The sequence below is a fragment of the Brachybacterium sp. genome (assembly GCF_036379615.1).
In the GTDB taxonomy this organism is placed as follows: domain Bacteria; phylum Actinomycetota; class Actinomycetes; order Actinomycetales; family Dermabacteraceae; genus Brachybacterium.
Genome location: NZ_DASVGJ010000033.1, coordinates 33,996 through 52,468, shown reverse-complemented (window position 1 = coordinate 52,468; position 18,473 = coordinate 33,996). Strand labels below are relative to the sequence as shown.

Here is an 18,473-nt window from a genome sequence, read left to right as displayed (position 1 = left end):
TGCGGTTCCCGGTCGCCTCGTGGCGACCGCCACGGACGTCGTCACCACGGCGTCCCTCCCGCGAGCCGTCACCGTCGTCGGCTCTTCTCCCTCGCGCCGTCCCCCTGCGGCGCAGCTCCCCGGAGGCTCTCCATGAGTGCAACGTCCCCATCTGCCGGTGCGGCCGCCCCGAGCGCCGACCGCGGTGCCTTCTCCGGCCGGACCGCGTTCATCTTCGCGGCGATCGGCTCCGCCGTCGGCCTCGGCAACATCTGGCGCTTCCCCGCGGTCGCCTACGAGAACGGCGGCGGCGCGTTCATCCTGCCGTACCTGGTCGCACTGCTGACCGCGGGCATCCCGCTGCTCTTCCTCGACTACGCTCTCGGGCACCGCTGGCGCGGCTCGGCCCCCGCCGCGTGGCGCCGCTTCCGCCGCTGGACCGAGTTCATCGGCTGGTGGCAGGTGCTCATCGCGCTGATCATCGCGCTGTACTACGCACTGATCCTGGCCTGGGCCACGAACTACACGATCTTCTCCCTCGACCAGCGCTGGGGTGCGGACGCCGGCGCGTTCTTCGACGAGTACACCCAGGCCCTCGGCGGGGCCGACGCCACCGTCTCCTTCGACTTCGTGCCCTCCGTGCTGATCTCGATGATCGTAGTGTGGCTCGCGGTGATCGTCGTGATGTCTCTCGGCGTGCAGAAGGGCATCGCCGCCAGCTCCGCCGTCTTCATCCCGCTGCTGATCGTCATGTTCATCATCCTGGTGGTGCGCTCGCTGTTCCTGCCCGGCGCGATCGACGGCCTGGACGCCTTCTTCCAGCCCAACTGGGCCGCACTGACCGATCCCGGCGTCTGGATCGCGGCCTACGGCCAGATCTTCTTCTCGCTGTCGGTGGCCTTCGGCATCATGCTCACCTACTCCTCCTACCTGAAGAAGAAGACCGACCTCACCGGCTCCGGCCTGGTGGTCGGCTTCGCCAACTCCGGTTTCGAGATCCTCTGCGGCATCGGCGTGTTCTCGGCGCTCGGCTTCATGGCACAGGCGCAGGGCGTCGCGATCGACGAGGTCGTCACCTCCGGTGTGGGCCTGGCCTTCATCGCCTTCCCGACGATCATCAGCGAGGCCCCGGCGGGCGCCATCATCGGCGTGCTGTTCTTCGGCTCGCTGGTGCTGGCGGGCTTCACCTCGCTGATCTCCATCGTCGAGGTCGTCATCGCCTCGATCCAGGACAAGTTCGGCCTGGCTCGCGTTCCCGCGACCCTCGTGGTCAGCATTCCGATGGCCGTGGTCTCCATCGTGCTGTTCTCCACCACCATGGGGCTCCCGCTGCTGGACGTGATGGACAAGTGGGCCAACGAGTACGGGATCGTCGCGGCGGCGGCCGTCTCCACGATCGTGGTCGCCTACATCGTGCGGGGTCTGCCCACCCTGCGCGACCACCTCAACCAGCGTGGCACCTTCCGGATCGGCTGGATCTGGATGCTGTGCGTGGCAGTGATCGCCCCGGTGGTGCTCGGCGTCACGCTGATCTTCAACACGATCACCCTGGTCACCTCCGAGACCACCTACAGCGGGTATCCCGGCTGGTTCAACCTGGTGTTCGGCTGGCTGATGGCGATCGGTCTGGTGGTCGTCGCGATCGGGCTGTCGCTGATCCCGTGGTCGAAGAACTCCAACCTGTACAAGACGGACTCCGACGGCGACCCGATCGCCCCGGAGGCCGTGGCCGGCAAGGGCCTGATCACCACCCCCGAGGCCGCGACCCCGCACGAGCTGCGCTCCGCCCCGTGACCGCGTGGCGGAGCCGTTCGCGCGACCCCGCCGACCGGCTCCGCCGCCCCTCAGCCCGACCTCCCGTCCAGGAGCTCCTCGCTCCTCCCCACCTCAGGAGTGATCATGTCCTTCGCCTCCATCGCCATGATGATCGTCGCGATCGTCACCGTCTGGGGCGGCCTCGTCGCCGCCATCGTCAACCTCACCCGCCACCCCGAGGCCGACGACTGAGCCTGCTGGCGTCGCCGAGCACTCGCGCTGCCGCCCCCGTCGGCGCCCGTCCACGCCCCCGGTGTCGCCGATTCTGCGCTGAGGACCTGTCCGCGGCCGTCCCATAGGCCCTCAGCGCAGAATGGGGGCGCTCGCCGAGAAGGGCACCGGTTCACGCCGCCCGTCCCCTCCCGTGCCCTTCCTCCCCCATGCCGAGTTCTCCACAGCGCACCGCGACCGATGGCACCCCGGCGATGCGGCGTCTACGGTCCGAGCATGCGCGCCACTCCCCTCCCCGGCGGCGCCCTGCTCCCGCGCAGCCGATGGCGCGAGATGGGCGTCTCCACCACACGCCTGGCCGGTCCCCAGTTCCTCCGGCCGCTGCCCGGTCTGCTCACTCCCCGCGATCACCCGGCCTGGTTCGACGACGTCGCGTCCGCCCTGCAGACGACGCTGATCCCCGGCGCAGTCCTCAGCCACACCACTGCAGCTGTCCTGTACGGAGTACCGGTCCCCGTCGACGCCGACAACGGGATCGGACTCCTGGTCCGCCTGCGTGATCCTCGCAGTGGCCGGCGACGGCTGAGCCTTTTCGCCCGTCGGGACTCCCCCGAAGCACCACCCCTGACGGACCTCGATGCTCTCGCTCCGGGACATTCCGCGCTCGAGCTGAGACTCCCTCGCATGCACTGCCGGGTCCCTCCCGACCGGAGTCGGAGTGCGGGACGGAACGTGACGGTTCATCAGATGGCGCCGGGCGCCACCCGCAGGTGGCACGGCCTGCTCCTCTCCTCCCCCGCTGAGCTGCTGCGGGAGCTGGCCACGACTCTCGAGCACGATGAGGTGGTCATCGCGATCGACCACTTCCTCGGTCCGAACAGCGCTTTCGGGGCGGCGACCCGTGATTCCGTGCGGCGTGCGCTCACGCCCTACCGCCGACGGCCGGGATATCGAAGGGTGTTCCGAGCGCTCGCCGATGCTCGTGAGGGTGTCGAGTCCCCCGGTGAGACGCGAACCCGCCTGCTCGTCACCCGCGCCGGGTTCCCCGAGCCGATCCCGAACCTGCGCGTCCCCGATCCGCACAGCGGGATCACTCGGCGCATCGACAATGCCTATGCCTCGCTCCTGATCGGTGTGGAGTACGACGGGGACATGCACCGACGCAGAGGCGCATGGAGGGAGGAGCACGCTCGACGGGACTCCTTGGAATCGGCGGGATGGACCCTGCGCCGGCTGACAGCGGCCGACATCCGTGCACCTGGCCGCTTCCTCAGCGCGCTGCGACGCACATTCCTCGCAGGCGGCCATGCGGCTCCGCCGGAGAGCGCCTGGCGAGGTGCTGCGGGCAGGGCTCTACGCCGACCGATCCCCCGCCCCGCGTCACCCCAGCCCTCGTCGCGCCGCCCCGCGTCGCCCCAGCCCTCGTTGCCCCGCCCCGCGTCGCCGTTTTCACGCTGAGGACCTATGTGGGCACGGCGCACAGGTCCTCAGCGCGGAATCGATGCCCGGCCATGCGCTACCCTTCCCGCATGCACCTGCGCATCGACTATCGGCACGGCTCTGGGACGAGCCGCGCCGTGGTGCGCGCCGAGGCCGTGAGGCAGGCGAGGTGACGTAGCACCGCTCGACCCAGAGCCCCAGGCGAGGACCACATGGTCCTCGCCTTCTCCGTTTCCACGGCAGGGGCTGGTCCCGAGGTCCCTCGCCCTCCCGAGAGGACCCCCATGACCACGCCGACCCCGCACCGGCCCGTCGCCCACCGACCCGCCGATCCCCGACCCGCCGACTCCCAGCCCGCCGTCCCCCGATCCTCCGACCTCCCACCGACCGCTCTCCGGCCCGCCGACCAGGTCGTGCCCGGCTCGGACGGAGCACCGGACGGACCCACCTCCCCTGAACAGCTGCTCGCCGCCCTCGAACGCACCACGGACCAGATCGTCGGACGCGAAGACCTGCTGACCCGACTCCGCGAGGGACGTCCCCTGCGCATCAAGTTCGGCGTGGACCTCACCGCTCCCGATCTCCACCTCGGCCATGCGGTGAACCTCTGGATGATGCGTGCCCTCCAGGACCACGGCCACACCGTGATCTTCCTGCTCGGGGACACCACCAGCCGCATCGGGGATCCGACCGGCCGCAACACCACCCGCCCCGTCCTCACCGAGCAGCAGATCCGCGAGAACGCCGAGTCCTTCCTGGGTCAGGTCACTCGGGTGCTGCGCACCGAGCCGGGGCTGCTGCAGATCCGTCGGAACTCCGAGTGGTTCGACGAGATGGGAGTCGCGGGCCTGCTCGCGGAGCTGAGCCTGGTCACGCACGGGCACCTCGTCTCCCGCGACATGTTCCGCTCCCGGATCACCGCGGGGACCGAGATCGCGATGCACGAGCTGATCTACCCGGTGCTGCAGGGCTTCGACAGCGTGGCCCTGGCTTCGGATCTGACGATCGTGGGCACCGACCAGCTGTTCAACGAGGCGATGGGGCGGGAGCTGCAGGTCAAGCACGGTCAGGTGCCGCAGACGATCATCACCAGCACCGTCACGCCGGGGCTGGACGGCGGGCCCAAGCAGTCCAAGTCGCTGGACAACTACGTGGGGCTGTGCGCGGCGCCGGAGGAGAAGCTCGGCCGGCTGATGACGCTGCAGGACGAGCTCGTGGGGCAGTGGGCGCTCGTCTACTCGGACCTGCCGCTCGAGCAGGTCGAGGAGCTGGGCCGACGTGCGCGCCTCGGCGGCGTCACGGCACGCGATGCGAAGCTCGACCTTGCCGAGGCGATCGTCGCGCGGTACGACGGGGCATCCGCGGCGCAGCGCAGCCGCGGGGAGTTCCTGCGCGTGTTCTCGGCACGGCAGCAGCCCCGCGAAATGGTCCCGCTCGCGCTGCGCAGCCCGACGATGACGGCACTCGACCTGGTGACGACGGCGCGTCCCGAACTCTCCCGCAGCGAGGCACGACGCCTCCTGGCCGGTGGCGGGGTGGAGCTGGAGGGACGCCGCCTCCCGGACCCGGAGGAGCTCCTGACCCTCTCACCCTCGCAGGTCCTGCGTGCAGGGCGACGGCGCTGGTTCCGGCTCGAGGTCGCAGATCCACCGGCGCCCGGGTGAGGCACCGGCATGCCCCGGAGCATTGTGCGCTGAGGACCGATGCCGAGCGGACACATAGGTCGTCAGCGCACAATCGGTGCGTTCGTCGCCGCCGCGCAGGGTGGTGAATGTGACCTGTGCCGTCCCGGTTCGCACCACCCCGGAGCGTCCGGTACGCTGATGCCTGCTCTTACGAGCGCTGGAGGATTCGCCTAGCGGCCTATGGCGCACGCCTGGAACGCGTGTTGGGTTAACGCCCTCGGGGGTTCAAATCCCCCATCCTCCGCTCACGAAATGGCCCCTGGCCTGCGATCTCGATCGCAGATCGGGGGCCTTTCGCATGCCCGGCGCAGGTCGCCCTGCATGCCCGCGGCGCATCGCACCGCGCGCTGTACGGATATCCTTTGCCCAGGAGAGTCCCGACACACGCGAGGGGGAGTCGATGTCGAGCTCAGGATGGGGTGGACCCGGCAATCAGCCGCAGGGCGAACCGTGGCAGAACGGGACCCCGCAGGGCGGCACCCCACAGAACGGCTCCCCGCAGAACGGGGTCCCGCAGGGTGGCCAGCCCCAGCCGGGGAGCGCTCCTCAGGGCGGCCAGTTCGGCGCCCCCTCCCCCGCCCCTTGGCAGTCCCCACCGTCGGCGCCCCACCCCGGCTTCCCGCAGGGCCCGGGCGGCCCTCCGCAGGGCCCGGGATACGGCCCCCCGCAGGGTCCCGGCGGCCCCCCGCAGACACCCAGGTCCAAGCGCCCGTGGGTGATCGCGGGCGTGGCGCTCACCTGCGTGTTCGCGATGCTGCTGGTGGTGGGAGGCGGGATCACGTTCCTGGTGCTGAACCAGGGCGGCGAGGAGGCCACCGCCGGGCCGGAGTCCCCGACGACCACCGCGGAGGACCCGGAGTCCTCGACCCCGACGGAGTCGGCCACCTCTGAGACGACCACGCCGGAGGCGGCCGAGGAGTCCCCCTTCGAGGTGGTGGCGCCGTACGACCCGCCCACCGGCTCCGCCGATGAGCTGTGGGAGGTCATGGAGACCAACCCCTTCACCGAGGGCACGCTGCCCGCCCTGCCCTCGTGCGATCTGCCGGACACCCCGGTGGAGCCGAGCGTCGAGGAGCTGGAGGCCGTGCTGAACGCCTCCGCGACCTGCCTGAACCAGATCTGGTCCACGGCGAGCTCGGACCGCGGCCTGCCCTGGGTGAGCCCGAAGATCGTGGTCTACCACCACCCGGACGTCCCGGCCGACGCCACCTGCGACAACGGCTTCGCCGCGGACTTCCCGCGCATGTGCAACCTCGACTCCACCATCTACTGGCCGGACGGCTACGGGACGGCCCGGGAGTTCTCGGACCCGGCGAACGTCCCGGGCGGCTACCTGTGGGACCTCTCCTTCATCTACACCAACACCATGACCTGGAACAGCTCGCTGACCGTCTATTACCAGACGATGCGCGACCAGCTGGAGACCACCGACGAGGAGCGCTTCGACGAGGCCTGGCGGCGATTCGCTCTGCAGCGTCAGTGCATCGCCTCAGCCACGTCGATGCAGGTCCCGAGCGGAGCTGAGCCCACGCCGGCCCTGCGGGACGCCCTGACCGACACCCGCAGCTGGACCGAGGGCGAGCCGCCGCACACCATCAGCCCCGAGGCCCGGGTGCGATGGATCTCGGCGGGATTCGACTCCGGTGGTGACCTCTCCGCCTGCAACACCTGGGCGGCCGACGTCGAGGACGTGACCTGACCACGAGCCCGCCGGCGCAGTACCGGGATCGCAGGGCCGCAGGGACGGGAGCGTGATGAGCAGCAGGGGCGAGGGCGTCGAATCCCCCGAGGACGCACCTGATGACCACGACACCGTGATGCGCCCGGCGGTCCCTCCGGCGGCGGACGGGTCCTCGCAGCCCTCGCCGACCTCGCAGCCCCAGCAGCCCTCGCCGCCCCCACCGCCGGAGTTCATCGATCGTGCGCCCTTCGGGCGTCCGGCCGTGCCCGATCAGGGGCCGATCCAGAGCTTCGACCGTCGGCCCCGCCTCGACAGTTCCGCGCAGCCGCCGGACCTCCGGACGACGCCGAGCCCTCAGCCCGCGCCAGGCCCCCGGCCGGTGACGGATCCGGGTCCGAGCTCCCCGTCGGCCATCCCGCCGGGGATCGACGCCACCCGCTCCCCGCGGCGCCGCGGCCTGCTGCTCCCGGCGGTCGCCTTCGGCTGCGCGATGCTCCTGCTGCTGGGCATCGGCGGAGGGCTGACGGCGCTGTGGCTCGCGAGCCCCTGGGACCGTCCATCCGCCACGGCGACCGGCGACCCGGCCGGCACCGATCCGGAGGGAGCTGACCCCCACGGCACCGGACCGGCCGACGGCTCCCCTCGCGCCGAGCCCGGGCACTGGCAGCCGTTGACGGACGGCCAGACCCCGGTCGGGGATGCGGAGGAGCTCCAGCAGGTGCTCACCGATAATCCCCTGCTCCAGGCGCAGCTGTCCGGGCCCGGGGGCTGCGCACTCCCCGACGTTGCGGGCGGGGCGGTGCCCGCGGCGGAGCTGACGGCGTTCCTGCAGGACGGCGCCGACTGCCTGGCCACCTCCTGGGCCGACGCCCTGCGACCGGCGGGCATCGAGTTCGAGGCCCCCGAGGTGGTCACCTACACGACGGACTCGCTGCCCGCCGACGCCGCCTGCGAGCCCGCGCGTTTCACCGACGCCGCGCCGGTGGTGTGCCACGGCGACAACACCCTCTACTGGCCCTCCGCCTGGGACCCCGGGTTCTCCCACACCTCGGCCGAAGAGGCGCCACAGCTGTACATGTGGCACCTCTCGTACTCGTACACCCTGTTCGTGCTGTCCGCGGCGTCGCTCGACGGCTACTACGGGGCGCTGCAGGTCGCGCTGGCCGATGATCAGGAGGGGGCCGACGGGGCGCAGCGCCGCTGGGCCCTGCAGATCTCGTGCCTGTCCTCCGTCGCGGTCTTCCAGCTGCCGACGGGGCCGCAGCCCGACGGCCGGGTCGAGGACTTCGTGACCTCGACCGAGGCGCAGGCGTCGCCGGCCACTTCCGGCGAGCCCTCCCCGCAGTCGCGCGCGGCGTGGGTGCGGGCCGGGCGGGACAGCGGCGGCGACCTCGGCGCCTGCGGGACCTGGTCCGCGCCTGCGGGCGAGGTGGCCTGAGAGGCGGCGTCGGAGCCGTCGGCCCTCTCGGGGCTCGGCGGTCGGCCTCAGCACCCGATCTCAGAACAGCGCCGGCTGTGGGGCGAGGTCCAGCGCGAGCGGGGCGGACAGCGCAGCGGACCGTGCCCGGCGAGCACCGTCGGCCGCGAGCCGTCGCTGCTCGGGCTGGTCGGTGTCCTCGTGGGAGGTCAGGCCGTGCCGCTCCAGCAGAGTGCGCAGCCGGCGCGCGAGGGTGCGACGGTACCCGGCCGGGGCGTAGGAGGAGCTCCCGTAGAAGCGGCGGTAGCCGGTGGCGAGCTGGGGATGCTCCCGCTCGATCCATTCCAGGAACCACTCCTTCGCGCCGGGCCGCAGGTGCAGCGCGCCGTGGATGACGTGCTCCGCTCCGGCCTCGGAGATCCGGGCGAGCGCCTCGTCCAGCTGGGCGTCGGAGTCCGTCAGCCACGGCATGATCGGCATGAGGAAGACGGTCACGCGGAACCCGGCATCGGCCGCGGCGCGCACCGTGGCCAGGCGTGCCGCGGTGCTCGGCGTGCCCGGTTCGACGGACTTCTGCAGCGCGTCGTCGAACACCGCGATCGACATCGAGAGGTCCACGGGCACGCGCTCCGCTGCCTGAACGAGCTGGGGCAGGTCTCGGCGCAGCAGGGTGCCCTTGGTGAGGATCGAGATCGGCGTGCCGCTCTCGGCGAGGGCGGAGAGGATCCCGGGCATCAGCCGGTACCGCCCCTCCGCCCGCTGGTAGGGGTCGGTGTTGGTGCCGAGAGCGACGAGGTCCCGCCGCCAGGAGCGCCGCTCGAGCTCGGCCCGCAGCACCTCGGCGACGTTGACCTTGACCACCACCTGCTGGTCGAAGTCCGCCCCCGCGTCCAGCTCGAGGTAGCGGTGGGTGCTGCGGGCGAAGCAGTAGACGCAGGCGTGCGAGCAGCCGCGATACGGGTTCACCGTCCACTCGAAGGGCATCGAGCTGGAGGCCGGCACCTTGTTCAGCGCCGATTTCGCCGTGACCTCGTGGAAGGTGACGCCCTGGAACTCCGGGGTCTGCACGCTGCGCACCAGACCGGACAGGCCCAGCAGCGCCGGGGACTGCTGCCCCTCCGGTGCCCGACCGATCTCCTGCCCACTCCATCGCATGCACACATTCGAACGCCTGTTCGACCCGATGTCAAGGTGGGGCTGCCGCGGGAGCGATGGGGAGCCGCCGGGCCGGGCGGCCGACGGACCGCCCCGCCCCTCGGCCGTCCCAGCACCTCACCGGGAATCCCGGCACGTCAGCCGAGCGTCGCCGGCCGCTCCCACGCCTCGCCGCGCACGTGCTCGTCGAGGAAGCCGAGGAAGGTCTCGTACCAGACCTGCGCGTTGCCGCGGCCCTGGATCCAGTGGCCCTCGTCGGGGAAGTAGAGGTAGCGGTGGCGGGTGCGCCCCTCGGCGTCGCGCGGCGTCGCGGAGAACTCGTGGAGGTCGTACCAGAGGGCATGACCCTGCGCGATCGGCACCCGGTAGTCCTTGTCACCGTGGATCACGAGCATCGGGGCGACGATGTCGGCCACGGAGTCCTTGGGGTTGAAGTGCGCGTTCTGCTCCCGCATCGGCCGCTCCCACCCGGAGTTGTCGGTGGTGGAACCCATGGTGGCGGTGTCCCACAGGGAGGCGTGGGTGACGATGCAGCGGAAGCGGTCACCGGTGTGGCCGGCGACCCAGTTCGCCATATAGCCGCCGTAGGAGCCGCCCGCGAAGGCCGTGCGCTCGGCGTCGATGTCCGCACGGGCGATCGTGGCGTCGGTCAGCGCCAGGATGTCGGTGTACGGCGCGCCGCCGAGCTCGTGCTGACCGCGATCGATCATCGACTGGCCGTAGCCGGTGGAGATCGCCGGGTCCGGCAGCAGCACGGCATAGCCGGCGGCGACGAAGGGGCCCGGGTTCCAGCGGTAGGTCCACGCGTTCCACGAGCCCCAGGGCCCGCCATGGGCGAAGACGACCAGCGGATGCGGGCCCTCTCCCTCGGGCAGGCGCAGCCAGGCCCGCAGGGCGGTGCCGTCCTCGGCGGTGGCGGCGACCTCGGTGAGGGTGCCGGTCTGCGCGACGGCATCGGCCGGGTTCGGCAGCGCCTGCACCTCGCCGGTGGCCGGATCGATCCGCACCGGGTGCGGGGCGACCGCGATCCCGGAGGCGGAGGCGATGATCGCGCCGCCCGCGATCGAGGCCGAGGAGAAGGCGAGCTCCTGCTCCGGGCCGCCCGCAAGACGGCGTGGGGCCGGGTCGTGGACCCCGCCGATCCACACGGAGCCGCGCCCCTGGTCGTCGCTGGTCGCGACGAGGGTGTCCTCGTCCAGCCAGATCGGATCCACCCAGTGATCGAGCTCCGGCCAGACCGGGGTCGCCTCGCCGGTGGCGAGGTCGAGCAGTTCGACGCCGACGCCCATGGCGGCCGTCTGCGTCCAGGTGCGGTGACGGCCGATGAGGGCGCGGCCGCCGTCGGGGCTGAACGCGCCGGGACCGTGCTCGACCTCGGCCGTGCCCTCGCGGAGCAGACGCGGCGCCTCGCCGCCCACGAGGTCCAGGAGGTACAGGTCCGGGACGGCGAGGAGGTCGCCGCGGGAGTCCTGCACCGCGATCAGGGCCCGCTCGCCGTGGCGGTCCACGGTCCAGTCCAGCAGCCGGCCGGCCGGCATCGGGAGGTGGCGGAAGTGGAGGACCTGGGTGGGCTGGTCCTCGTCGTCGCCGTCGGCAGACGAGGCCTGGGCGTCGGCGCCGGCGGGTGCCGGGGTGCGCTCGGCGAGCGCGAGGTCGCCCGGCAGGGCGGCGATCGCGAGCACGGGCCGGGTGGGGCCGAGGTCGTGGTCCCAGTAGCGGGTGGGGAATCCGGCGTGGAAGGCGGCGGTGACCTTAGCCGTGGAGCGCTCCTTGGTCAGCGCGGCGTGCTCGGTCTCGTCGGCCGCCTGGGAGTGCACCTCGAGCTCGGCGATCAGGTGGCGGCCCGCGACGGTCAGGCCGCCGAAGCCGCCGGGCCGGGAGGCGAGCTCGCGGGCCTCGCCGCGCTGGGGCAGGCCCCACAGCTGGGCGTCGTCGGCCTCCTCGCCGTCCTCGCCCACGCGCTTCGCGGTGAAGAAGGTGGTGCCGTCCTCGGCTGCGGCGACGGCGCCGACGGAGGCGCTGCCGCGGGTGAGCGGGAGCAGGCGGTCGCCGTCGATCTCGACGAGGCTGCTGCGGTAGGCGGTGCCCTTGGCGTCCGGCCGGGACACCTTCGCGAGGATCCGGCCGCCCTCGGTGGTCTCGAGTCCGGCCACTCGGGCCGCGTCCAACAGGGTCGTGAGGCTCTGGTGTGTCATGGGGCACCATCCTGCCAGGGACCGGCGGGCCCATGTCACGCACCAGGGCGATCACGAGCCCATTCCCCCGCGTTCGTGACACCGGCACCTCTCGCCGGCGCCGAGCGGATCTCCGCGCGCCACGGCGGGACGAGGGTGCCCCGCCGCGGCGCGCGTCCTGGTTCAGAGGCGGGAGAGCGCCTGGTCCAGGTCCGCCAGCAGGTCGGGGAGGCTCTCCAGGCCCACGGAGAGACGCAGCAGGTCCTCCCCCACGGCGAGCTCCGTGCCCTGCACGGAGGCATGGGTCATCTGCGCGGGATGGTTCACCAGCGACTCCACCCCGCCGAGCGATTCGGCGAGGGTGAACAGGCGGGTGGACTCGGCCACCGTGCGGGCGGCCTCGCCCCCACCGGTGAAGGACACCGAGAGCATCCCTCCGAAGCCGCGCATCTGGGCGGCGGCGAGCTGGTGCCCGGGATGGCCGGGCAGGCCCGGGTAGTGCACGGCCTTCACGCCCTCGCGGCCCTGCAGCCATTCGGCGATCGCCTGGGCGTTCTCCGAGTGGCGTTCCATGCGCACGCCGAGGGTCTTGATCCCGCGCGTGGTGAGGAAGGCGTCCAGGGGCGCGGAGACCGCGCCGGCGGCGAACTGCAGGAATCCGATCTTCTCGGCCGCGGCGTCGTCGTCGAGCATCACCGCGCCCCCGATGACGTCCGAGTGTCCGCCGATGTACTTCGTGGTGGAGTGCACCACGATGTCCGCGCCGAGCGCGAGCGGGTTCTGCAGGGACGGGGAGGCGAAGGTGTTGTCGACCACGAGGAGGGCACCGGCCCGGTGGGCGATCTCGGCCAGCGCGGCGATGTCGGAGATCGTCATCATCGGGTTCGAGGGCGTCTCGACCCAGACCAGGGCGGTGGATCCGCCGGTGACGGTCTCCTCCACGGCGGCGAGGTCGGACATGTCGACCACCTGGTGGCGCAGGCCCCAGGGACCGAGCACCCGGTCGATGAGCCGGTAGGTCCCACCGTAGACGTCGTTGCCGATGACGATCCGGTCCTCGGGCTTCAGCAGGGCGCGGATCAGGGCGTCCTCGGCGGCCAGGCCCGAGGCGAAGGAGAACGCGTGGCGCGCGCCCTCGATCGCGGCGAGCTGCTCCTGCAGCGCGGTCCGGGTGGGGTTGCCCGCCCGGCCGTACTCGTACCCGCCCCGCAGGGCGCCGATGGCGTCCTGCGCGAAGGTGGAGGACTGGTGGATCGGGACGTTCACCGCGCCCGTGGCGGCATCGGGCTCCTGGCCGGCGTGGATGGCGCGGGTGTCGAATCCGGGGGTGGTCTCGGTCATCGTGTCTCCTGTGTCGCGGCGTGGGTGAGCAGATCGTGGTGGGTGAGGAGCCCGACGGCGCGGCCGCCGTCGAGCACGAGGGCGGAGGGGACGCCGGCCAGCAGGTCGGCCAGGGCATCGAGCGATCGGCCGACGCCGACGGTCGGCATCTCGCTCAGGTGCTCGCTGACCGGCTCGGTGGGCGAGGCGCCCGCGCGCAGCGCCTGGGCGAGGCCCAGCGCGGTGACGGCGCCGCGGATCTCGCCCTCGCGGGCCGGCAGCGGCGCGGCGAGGACCGGGATCTGGCCGAGCTGCGAGGTGCGCAGCGTCGCGGCGGCGTCGGCGAGGGAGGTCTCGGGGCCGACGGAGACCACCTCGCGCTGGGCGTCCAGCAGGTCCCCGGCCACGGGGCCGTTCTCGGCGCGGGTGAATCCGTGGGCCAGCATCCAGTCGTCGTGGAACACCTTGCCCAGGTAGCCGCGGCCCCCGTCGGGTGCGATGACGACGACGACGGCATCGGCGGGCAGGTCCTCGGCCGTGCGCAGGGCGGCGACCACGGCCATGCCGGAGGAGCCGCCGACGAACAGCGCCTCCTCCTCGGCGAGGCGCCGGGTCATGGCGAAGGACTCGGCGTCGTCGACGGCGAGGGCACGGTCGGGCACGGCGGGGTCGTAGTTGGCCGGCCACATGTCCTCGCCCGCGCCCTCGAGGAAGTAGGGCCGTCCGCTCCCGCCGGAGTACACCGACCCGTCGGGGTCGGCGACGACGACCTCCACCGCACCGCCCGAGACCTCCTTGAGGTAGCGCCCGGTGCCGGTGACGGTGCCACCGGTGCCCGCGGCGACGACCAGATGGGTGACCTGCCCCGCGGTGTCCTCCCAGATCTCGGGCCCGGTGGTCTCGTAGTGGCTGCGCGGGGCGGCGGGGTGGGAGAACTGGTCGAGCTTGTGGGCGCCGGGGATCTCCCGGACCAGACGATCGGAGACTCCGTAGTACGACTCCGGGCTCTCCGGCGGCACGTCCGTGCGGGTGACGACCACCTCGGCGCCATAGGCCCGCAGCACGTCGAGCTTCTCCGCGCCCACCTTGTCCGGTGCCACGAAGATGCACCGGTAGCCCTTGCCCTGGGCGACCATGGCGAGGCCCACGCCGGTGTTGCCGCTGGTCGGCTCCACGATCGTGCCGCCGGGGGCGAGGGCGCCCGACGTCTCGGCATCCTCGATCATCGCCGCCGCGATCCGATCCTTGATCGATCCGCCCGGGTTGAGGTACTCGAGCTTGAGCAGGACCGTGGCCCCGATCCCCTCGGTGACACGGTTCAGGCGGACCAGCGGGGTGCCGCCGATGAGGTCGACCACGGAGCGGGCGTACGTCATCTCCCGGCTCATCGAGTCCTCCTCAGGTGGGGGTGGTGCGCCTCCACCACGTTCGGATGGGCGCGCACACGGCTCTTCAGCGCGTTGAGACCGTACTCGGCGAGGATCTCGTCCTCGTCGGCGTCGGCGGTCACGCCCCGTGCCCGGGCGGCCAGCTCGGGCGGCAGCTGGATCCTGGGGAAGACGGCATCGAGGGAGGGGTTGTGGAAGTAGGGCACGGAGATGCGGTCCGTGCCGACGGGCGGGGCCAGCACATGGTGCCGGGTGGCCTTGAGGTAGCCGTCGGTCGCCCATTCGAGCATCTCGCCGATGTTGACGATCAGCGCACCCTCCACGGGCGGGACGTCCAGCGCCTGGCCCTCGTGCTCGACCTGCAGGCCGCGGGTTCCCGGCTCGACCAGCAGCAGGGTCAGCACACCGAAGTCGTTGTGCCACCCCACGCCCTGCTCGGTGCCGTCGGGCGCCTTGCCGGGGTACCGCACCACCTTCGTCAGGGAGGCGGGCGCATCACCGAAGGCGTCGGCGAAGACGTCGCGCCGCTGCCCCAGGGACTGGGCCCAGGCGGCGAGGAGCCGGTCGGAGACCTCGGCCATCGCCGTGTTCCACGCGGTGAGGACGGTGCGCAGCTCGGGCAGTGCGGCGGGCCACGGGTTCGGGCCCTGCAGCACGTTGTGGTCCGGGTGGCCGGGCCCGGTGGGCAGGGGGTCGCGTTCGGGGCCGACGTCGATCTGCTCGCGCCAGTCGACCTTCCCCTGCGTGCGCTCTCCGCCGATGCGTGTGTAGCCCCGGAAGTGGGGGTTCAGCGTGTTCTCGATGGCGAGCTTCTCCGCCTCGGGCAGGGCGAAGAACTGCCGGGCCACGTCGATGAGGCGCGGGGCGAGCTCGGGGTCCACGCCGTGGCCGACGAGGTAGAAGAAGCCGACGTCGTGCGTGACCTCCCGCAGGGAGGTGCGGAACTCCTCCGCAGCGGCGGGGTCACGGGCGAGGGACAGGTCGAGGACGGGCAGGGACAGCGATGTCGTGGTCATGGGGGTCTTCCTGGTCGTGGGGGCAGCGAGGTGTCAGCGCGCATGCGCCGCAGGACACCGGTCTGCACGCGCCCGCGTCAGGTCCGCGACGAGACGACGCACCATAAGTAGAGCCATGGGGAGACATTAACAAAGATTTCCACCCATGAACCACAGTGTCATGCGGCGACGTGCGTCACCGCGGAGTTGCGCCCCGTCGCTAGGTAGTTTAAAGTTGAAGCAATCTCGGAGGGTTCGCCGGAACGGGCTCCACGGCCGCCCGACTCCCCTCCCGAGGCCCCGACCACCACTCCAGGAGCGCCTGCCATGCAGTTCGGAATCTTCACCATCGCCGACATCACCCCGGACCCCACCACCGGGAAGGTCCCCACCGAGAACGAGCGCCTGCAGTCCATGATCGAGCAGGGCAAGCTCGCCGAGCAGGTGGGCCTGGACGTCTTCGCGATCGGCGAGCACCACAACCCGCCCTTCGTCACCTCCTCCCCCACCACCACGCTGGCCTATCTCGGCGCGCAGACGGAGAGGATCATCCTCTCCACCGCGACCACGCTGATCACCACCAACGACCCGGTGAAGATCGCCGAGGACTACGCGATGCTGCAGCACCTCACGGGCGGCCGCGTGGACCTGGTGATGGGCCGCGGCAACACCGGCCCGGTCTACCCCTGGTTCGGGCAGGACATCCGCAAGGGCGTCGAGATCGCGATCGAGAACTACGACCTGCTGCGCCGACTGTGGACCGAGGACGTCGTGAACTGGGAGGGGAACTTCCGCACCCCGCTGCAGCAGTTCACCTCCACCCCGCGCCCGCTGGACGGCGTGGCCCCGTTCGTGTGGCACGGCTCGATCCGCTCCCCGCAGATCGCCGAGCAGGCCGCGTACTACGGCGACGGCTTCCTGCACAACAACATCTTCTGGCCCATGAGCCACACCAAGCAGATGGTCCAGCTCTACCGCGAGCGCTACGAGCACTACGGCCACGGCGCGGCCCACCAGGCCTATGTGGGCCTGGGCGGTCAGGCGTTCATGCGCAAGAACTCCCAGGACGCGATCACCGAGTTCCGCCCCTACTTCGACAACGCCCCCGTCTACGGCGGCGGCCCCTCGATGGAGGACTTCACCGCGCAGACCCCGCTGACCGTCGGCTCCCCCGAGCAGGTCATCGAGCGCTACCTGATCATGGCGGACAACGTCGGCGACTACCAGCGCCAGATGTTCCTCATGGACCACGCGGGCCTGCCGCAGAAGACGGTCCTCGAGCAGATCGAGCTGCTGGGCACCGAGGTGGTCCCCGTGCTGCGCCGTGAGCTCGAGGCCCGCAAGCCGGCTGACGTCCCCGAGGCCCCCACCCACGCCGCTCGCGTCGCCGCCGCGACCGCCGAGCACGGCGCCTTCGACGACGCGTACAAGTTCGAGACCGGCGACAACTGGACCGGCCTGCGCGCCGAGGACGCCCGCCGCTGAGGCGAGCCCTACCCCGCCCAGCCCCCGCCCCGAGGGCCCGAGGCCCCGAGGCCCCGCGCCCACACCCCTGAGTGTCACGAAGCGGGGGGAATGGACCCCTCATTCCCCCCGCTTCGTACCACTCACCCCACCCAGGCCCACGCCCAGGCCCAGGCCCAGGCCCCATCGCACCTCGCACCTCGCACCTCGCACCTCGCACCTCGCCGAGAGGATCTCCCCATGACCCGCACGTACCGCCTCCTGGCCCTCACCGCAGGGCTCTCCACCCCCAGCTCCACCCGGATGCTCACCGATCAGCTCACTCGCGAGTCCGCGGCGGCGCTGGGCCGTGACGGCGCCGAGGTCGAGGTGACCACGGTGGAGCTGCGCGAGTACGCGCACGACATCACCGACACCCTGCTCACGCGCTTCCCCAGCGAGCGCCTCGCGAGGGTGATCGAGCACGTGCGCGCGGCGGACGCGATCATCGCGGTCGCCCCGGTCTTCAACGTCGGCCCCTCGGGCCTGTTCAAGACCTTCTTCGACGCCGTCGACATGGAGCTGTGGAAGGGCAAGCCGGTGCTGCTGGGCGCGACCGCCGGCACCGCCCGACACTCTCTCGCGATCGACTACGCGATCCGGCCGATGTTCGGCTACCTGAAGGCTGAGGTGGCCCCCACCGTGGTGTTCGCGGCCTCGGCGGATTTCGGCGCGGACACCGAGGGCCAGGCCGATCAGCAGCCGCTGACGGTGCGGGTGCGTCGTGCGGCCGCAGAACTCGCCGTGATGCTGCGGGCAGGACTGGGCGAGGTCGCACCGGAGACGGCCGACGCCGATTACGGGTCCGACGCCAGCAATGCGGTCGCCGGCCGGTCGTCCTCCGCGCCGATGCTGGATCCCGAGTTCGCCGATTTCGTCCCGATGGGGACCTTGCTCGGCCGCGACTGACCCCTCGGAGTCAGTCGGGAGTCAGTCCGGGATCAGTCGTCGTCGTCCGCGGACTGCGGGGAGTCGGGGCTGGGCGCGGAGGGCGGGGAGTCCGGCGTCGCCGGGCTGGGTGCCGACTGCGCAGAGGGCGCTGACTGCGCGGAGGGCGCCGACTGCACCTTCTGCGTCGGAGCCGGACTCGTGCTCGACGGCGTCGGCGTGCTCGAGGACGACGTCGTGTTCGACGACCTCGGCGTGCTCGAGGAGGACGATCCCGTCGAGGAGGTGCTCGAGCGCTTCGGTGCCGGGGCCGCAGACTGCGCCGACGGAGCGGATGCCACAGAGACCGCGGTGACCGCCGAGAGCGCGGAGGGGATCACGGGCGATGACGCCGACGCCATCGCCTCGACGGCGGGGACCTGGTGCGGGGCCGGCTTCCCGTGCGAGGACGCGGCGTCGTCGGACTCCTCGGCGCCGGCGGCCTTCGCATCGGCCGGCTCGCTGTCGGCCGGGTCAGGGCCGGTCACCCGTTCGTCCGTCGGCTCTGCGGTCGGATCCCCGACCGAGGCGCCCAGCTCGCCGTTCCCGATCCCGGGCCCCTCGGTGGGCATCGACGGACCTCTGGCGACCAGTGCGTAGGCGGCTCCGGGGACCAGTGCGGCGGCGCCGGCGCCGGCCACGACGGTCCAGACCGTCTTCCTCTTCATGTGCTCATCCTCCCTCGGCGCGCCCACCTCACCGGGTGCGCGCTGCGGGGCCGATGCCTCGGTGGAGCCCGGCTTCCCGACCAGCAGTACATCCCGAGTCGATGAGATCAGGAACAGAGGATCATGAGAGGTCCCTCATGTGCGGATCCACGCCC

14 protein-coding genes and 1 tRNA gene are annotated in these 18,473 nt (G+C 71.8%); 10 read left to right on the top strand and 5 right to left on the bottom strand.

The features are described 5' to 3' along the window. Positions 1-132: 132 nt before the first annotated feature. The 7 genes from VF289_RS05695 to VF289_RS05665 all read left to right on the top strand — a co-directional run bounded on the left by VF289_RS05695 (position 133) and on the right by VF289_RS05665 (position 8,209). Positions 133-1,773: a sodium-dependent transporter gene (locus tag VF289_RS05695; RefSeq protein ID WP_330881980.1), complete on the top strand. Its 1,641-nt coding sequence runs from the start codon at positions 133-135 to the stop codon at positions 1,771-1,773. 105 nt (positions 1,774-1,878) lie between these two features. Continuing rightward, a complete protein-coding gene (locus VF289_RS05690; RefSeq protein WP_330881977.1) occupies positions 1,879-1,986 on the top strand; it encodes a methionine/alanine import family NSS transporter small subunit in 108 nt (35 codons plus the stop codon). Between the two features lie 255 nt (positions 1,987-2,241). Next, the gene (locus tag VF289_RS05685) at positions 2,242-3,423 is read left to right on the top strand and encodes a hypothetical protein (RefSeq protein ID WP_330881976.1); all 1,182 of its coding nucleotides are present in this window, start codon (positions 2,242-2,244) and stop codon (positions 3,421-3,423) included. Positions 3,424-3,689: 266 nt separating this feature from the next. Further along, positions 3,690-5,069: a tyrosine--tRNA ligase gene (gene tyrS, locus VF289_RS05680; RefSeq protein WP_330881974.1), complete on the top strand. Its 1,380-nt coding sequence runs from the start codon at positions 3,690-3,692 to the stop codon at positions 5,067-5,069. Positions 5,070-5,249: 180 nt separating this feature from the next. Next, positions 5,250-5,334, top strand: a tRNA-Ser gene (locus tag VF289_RS05675). 156 nt (positions 5,335-5,490) lie between these two features. Then, a complete protein-coding gene (locus tag VF289_RS05670) occupies positions 5,491-6,789 on the top strand; it encodes a hypothetical protein (protein ID WP_330881972.1) in 1,299 nt (432 codons plus the stop codon). Positions 6,790-6,841: 52 nt separating this feature from the next. Then, positions 6,842-8,209 (top strand): hypothetical protein, encoded by a 1,368-nt coding sequence (locus VF289_RS05665; protein WP_330881970.1) that lies wholly within the window; start codon positions 6,842-6,844, stop codon positions 8,207-8,209. 60 nt (positions 8,210-8,269) lie between these two features. Here VF289_RS05665 and VF289_RS05660 read toward each other — a convergent pair whose 3' ends face one another. From VF289_RS05660 to VF289_RS05640, 5 genes are all read right to left on the bottom strand, one after another. After that, on the bottom strand, positions 8,270-9,343 hold the full coding sequence (locus VF289_RS05660) for an Rv2578c family radical SAM protein (protein WP_330881969.1): 1,074 nt from the start codon (positions 9,341-9,343) through the stop codon (positions 8,270-8,272). Between the two features lie 137 nt (positions 9,344-9,480). Beyond that, positions 9,481-11,538 carry a S9 family peptidase gene (locus VF289_RS05655; RefSeq protein ID WP_330881967.1) on the bottom strand — a complete coding sequence of 686 codons (2,058 nt, stop codon included), beginning with the start codon at positions 11,536-11,538 and terminating at the stop codon, positions 9,481-9,483. A gap of 162 nt (positions 11,539-11,700) precedes the next feature. After that, positions 11,701-12,858 carry a cystathionine gamma-synthase gene (locus tag VF289_RS05650; protein ID WP_330881965.1) on the bottom strand — a complete coding sequence of 386 codons (1,158 nt, stop codon included), beginning with the start codon at positions 12,856-12,858 and terminating at the stop codon, positions 11,701-11,703. Next, a complete protein-coding gene (locus tag VF289_RS05645; protein ID WP_330882139.1) occupies positions 12,855-14,213 on the bottom strand; it encodes a cystathionine beta-synthase in 1,359 nt (452 codons plus the stop codon). Before VF289_RS05645 ends, VF289_RS05650 begins: the two co-directional genes overlap by 4 nt. Before the next feature lie 8 nt (positions 14,214-14,221). Then, entirely contained in the window at positions 14,222-15,241 is a 1,020-nt protein-coding gene (locus VF289_RS05640) for an isopenicillin N synthase family dioxygenase (RefSeq protein WP_330881963.1), read from the bottom strand. A 306-nt stretch (positions 15,242-15,547) separates the two neighbouring features. Here VF289_RS05640 and VF289_RS05635 point away from each other — a divergent pair, with 306 nt between their 5' ends. From VF289_RS05635 to VF289_RS05625, 3 genes are all read left to right on the top strand, one after another. Continuing rightward, complete coding sequence (locus VF289_RS05635; RefSeq protein WP_330881961.1) at positions 15,548-16,705, top strand: LLM class flavin-dependent oxidoreductase; 1,158 nt, start codon at positions 15,548-15,550, stop codon at positions 16,703-16,705. A 219-nt stretch (positions 16,706-16,924) separates the two neighbouring features. Then, positions 16,925-17,632, top strand: coding sequence for a CE1759 family FMN reductase (locus VF289_RS05630; protein ID WP_330881959.1), 708 nt, complete (start codon positions 16,925-16,927; stop codon positions 17,630-17,632). Between the two features lie 180 nt (positions 17,633-17,812). Then, positions 17,813-18,250, top strand: a complete 438-nt coding sequence (locus tag VF289_RS05625; RefSeq protein ID WP_330881957.1) for a hypothetical protein — start codon at positions 17,813-17,815, stop codon at positions 18,248-18,250. Positions 18,251-18,473: the final 223 nt, after the last annotated feature.

Bases quoted from the DNA above. Each gene is read 5' to 3' on its own strand.
- VF289_RS05695 (WP_330881980.1), top strand. From the start codon at position 133: ATGAGTGCAACGTCCCCATCTGCCGGTGCGGCCGCCCCGAGCGCCGAC.
- VF289_RS05690 (WP_330881977.1), top strand. From the start codon at position 1,879: ATGTCCTTCGCCTCCATCGCCATGATGATCGTCGCGATCGTCACCGTC.
- VF289_RS05685 (WP_330881976.1), top strand. From the start codon at position 2,242: ATGCGCGCCACTCCCCTCCCCGGCGGCGCCCTGCTCCCGCGCAGCCGA.
- tyrS (WP_330881974.1), top strand. From the start codon at position 3,690: ATGACCACGCCGACCCCGCACCGGCCCGTCGCCCACCGACCCGCCGAT.
- VF289_RS05670 (WP_330881972.1), top strand. From the start codon at position 5,491: ATGTCGAGCTCAGGATGGGGTGGACCCGGCAATCAGCCGCAGGGCGAA.
- VF289_RS05660 (WP_330881969.1), bottom strand. From the start codon at position 9,343: ATGCGATGGAGTGGGCAGGAGATCGGTCGGGCACCGGAGGGGCAGCAG.
- VF289_RS05655 (WP_330881967.1), bottom strand. From the start codon at position 11,538: ATGACACACCAGAGCCTCACGACCCTGTTGGACGCGGCCCGAGTGGCC.
- VF289_RS05650 (WP_330881965.1), bottom strand. From the start codon at position 12,858: ATGACCGAGACCACCCCCGGATTCGACACCCGCGCCATCCACGCCGGC.
- VF289_RS05645 (WP_330882139.1), bottom strand. From the start codon at position 14,213: ATGACGTACGCCCGCTCCGTGGTCGACCTCATCGGCGGCACCCCGCTG.
- VF289_RS05640 (WP_330881963.1), bottom strand. From the start codon at position 15,241: ATGACCACGACATCGCTGTCCCTGCCCGTCCTCGACCTGTCCCTCGCC.
- VF289_RS05635 (WP_330881961.1), top strand. From the start codon at position 15,548: ATGCAGTTCGGAATCTTCACCATCGCCGACATCACCCCGGACCCCACC.
- VF289_RS05630 (WP_330881959.1), top strand. From the start codon at position 16,925: ATGACCCGCACGTACCGCCTCCTGGCCCTCACCGCAGGGCTCTCCACC.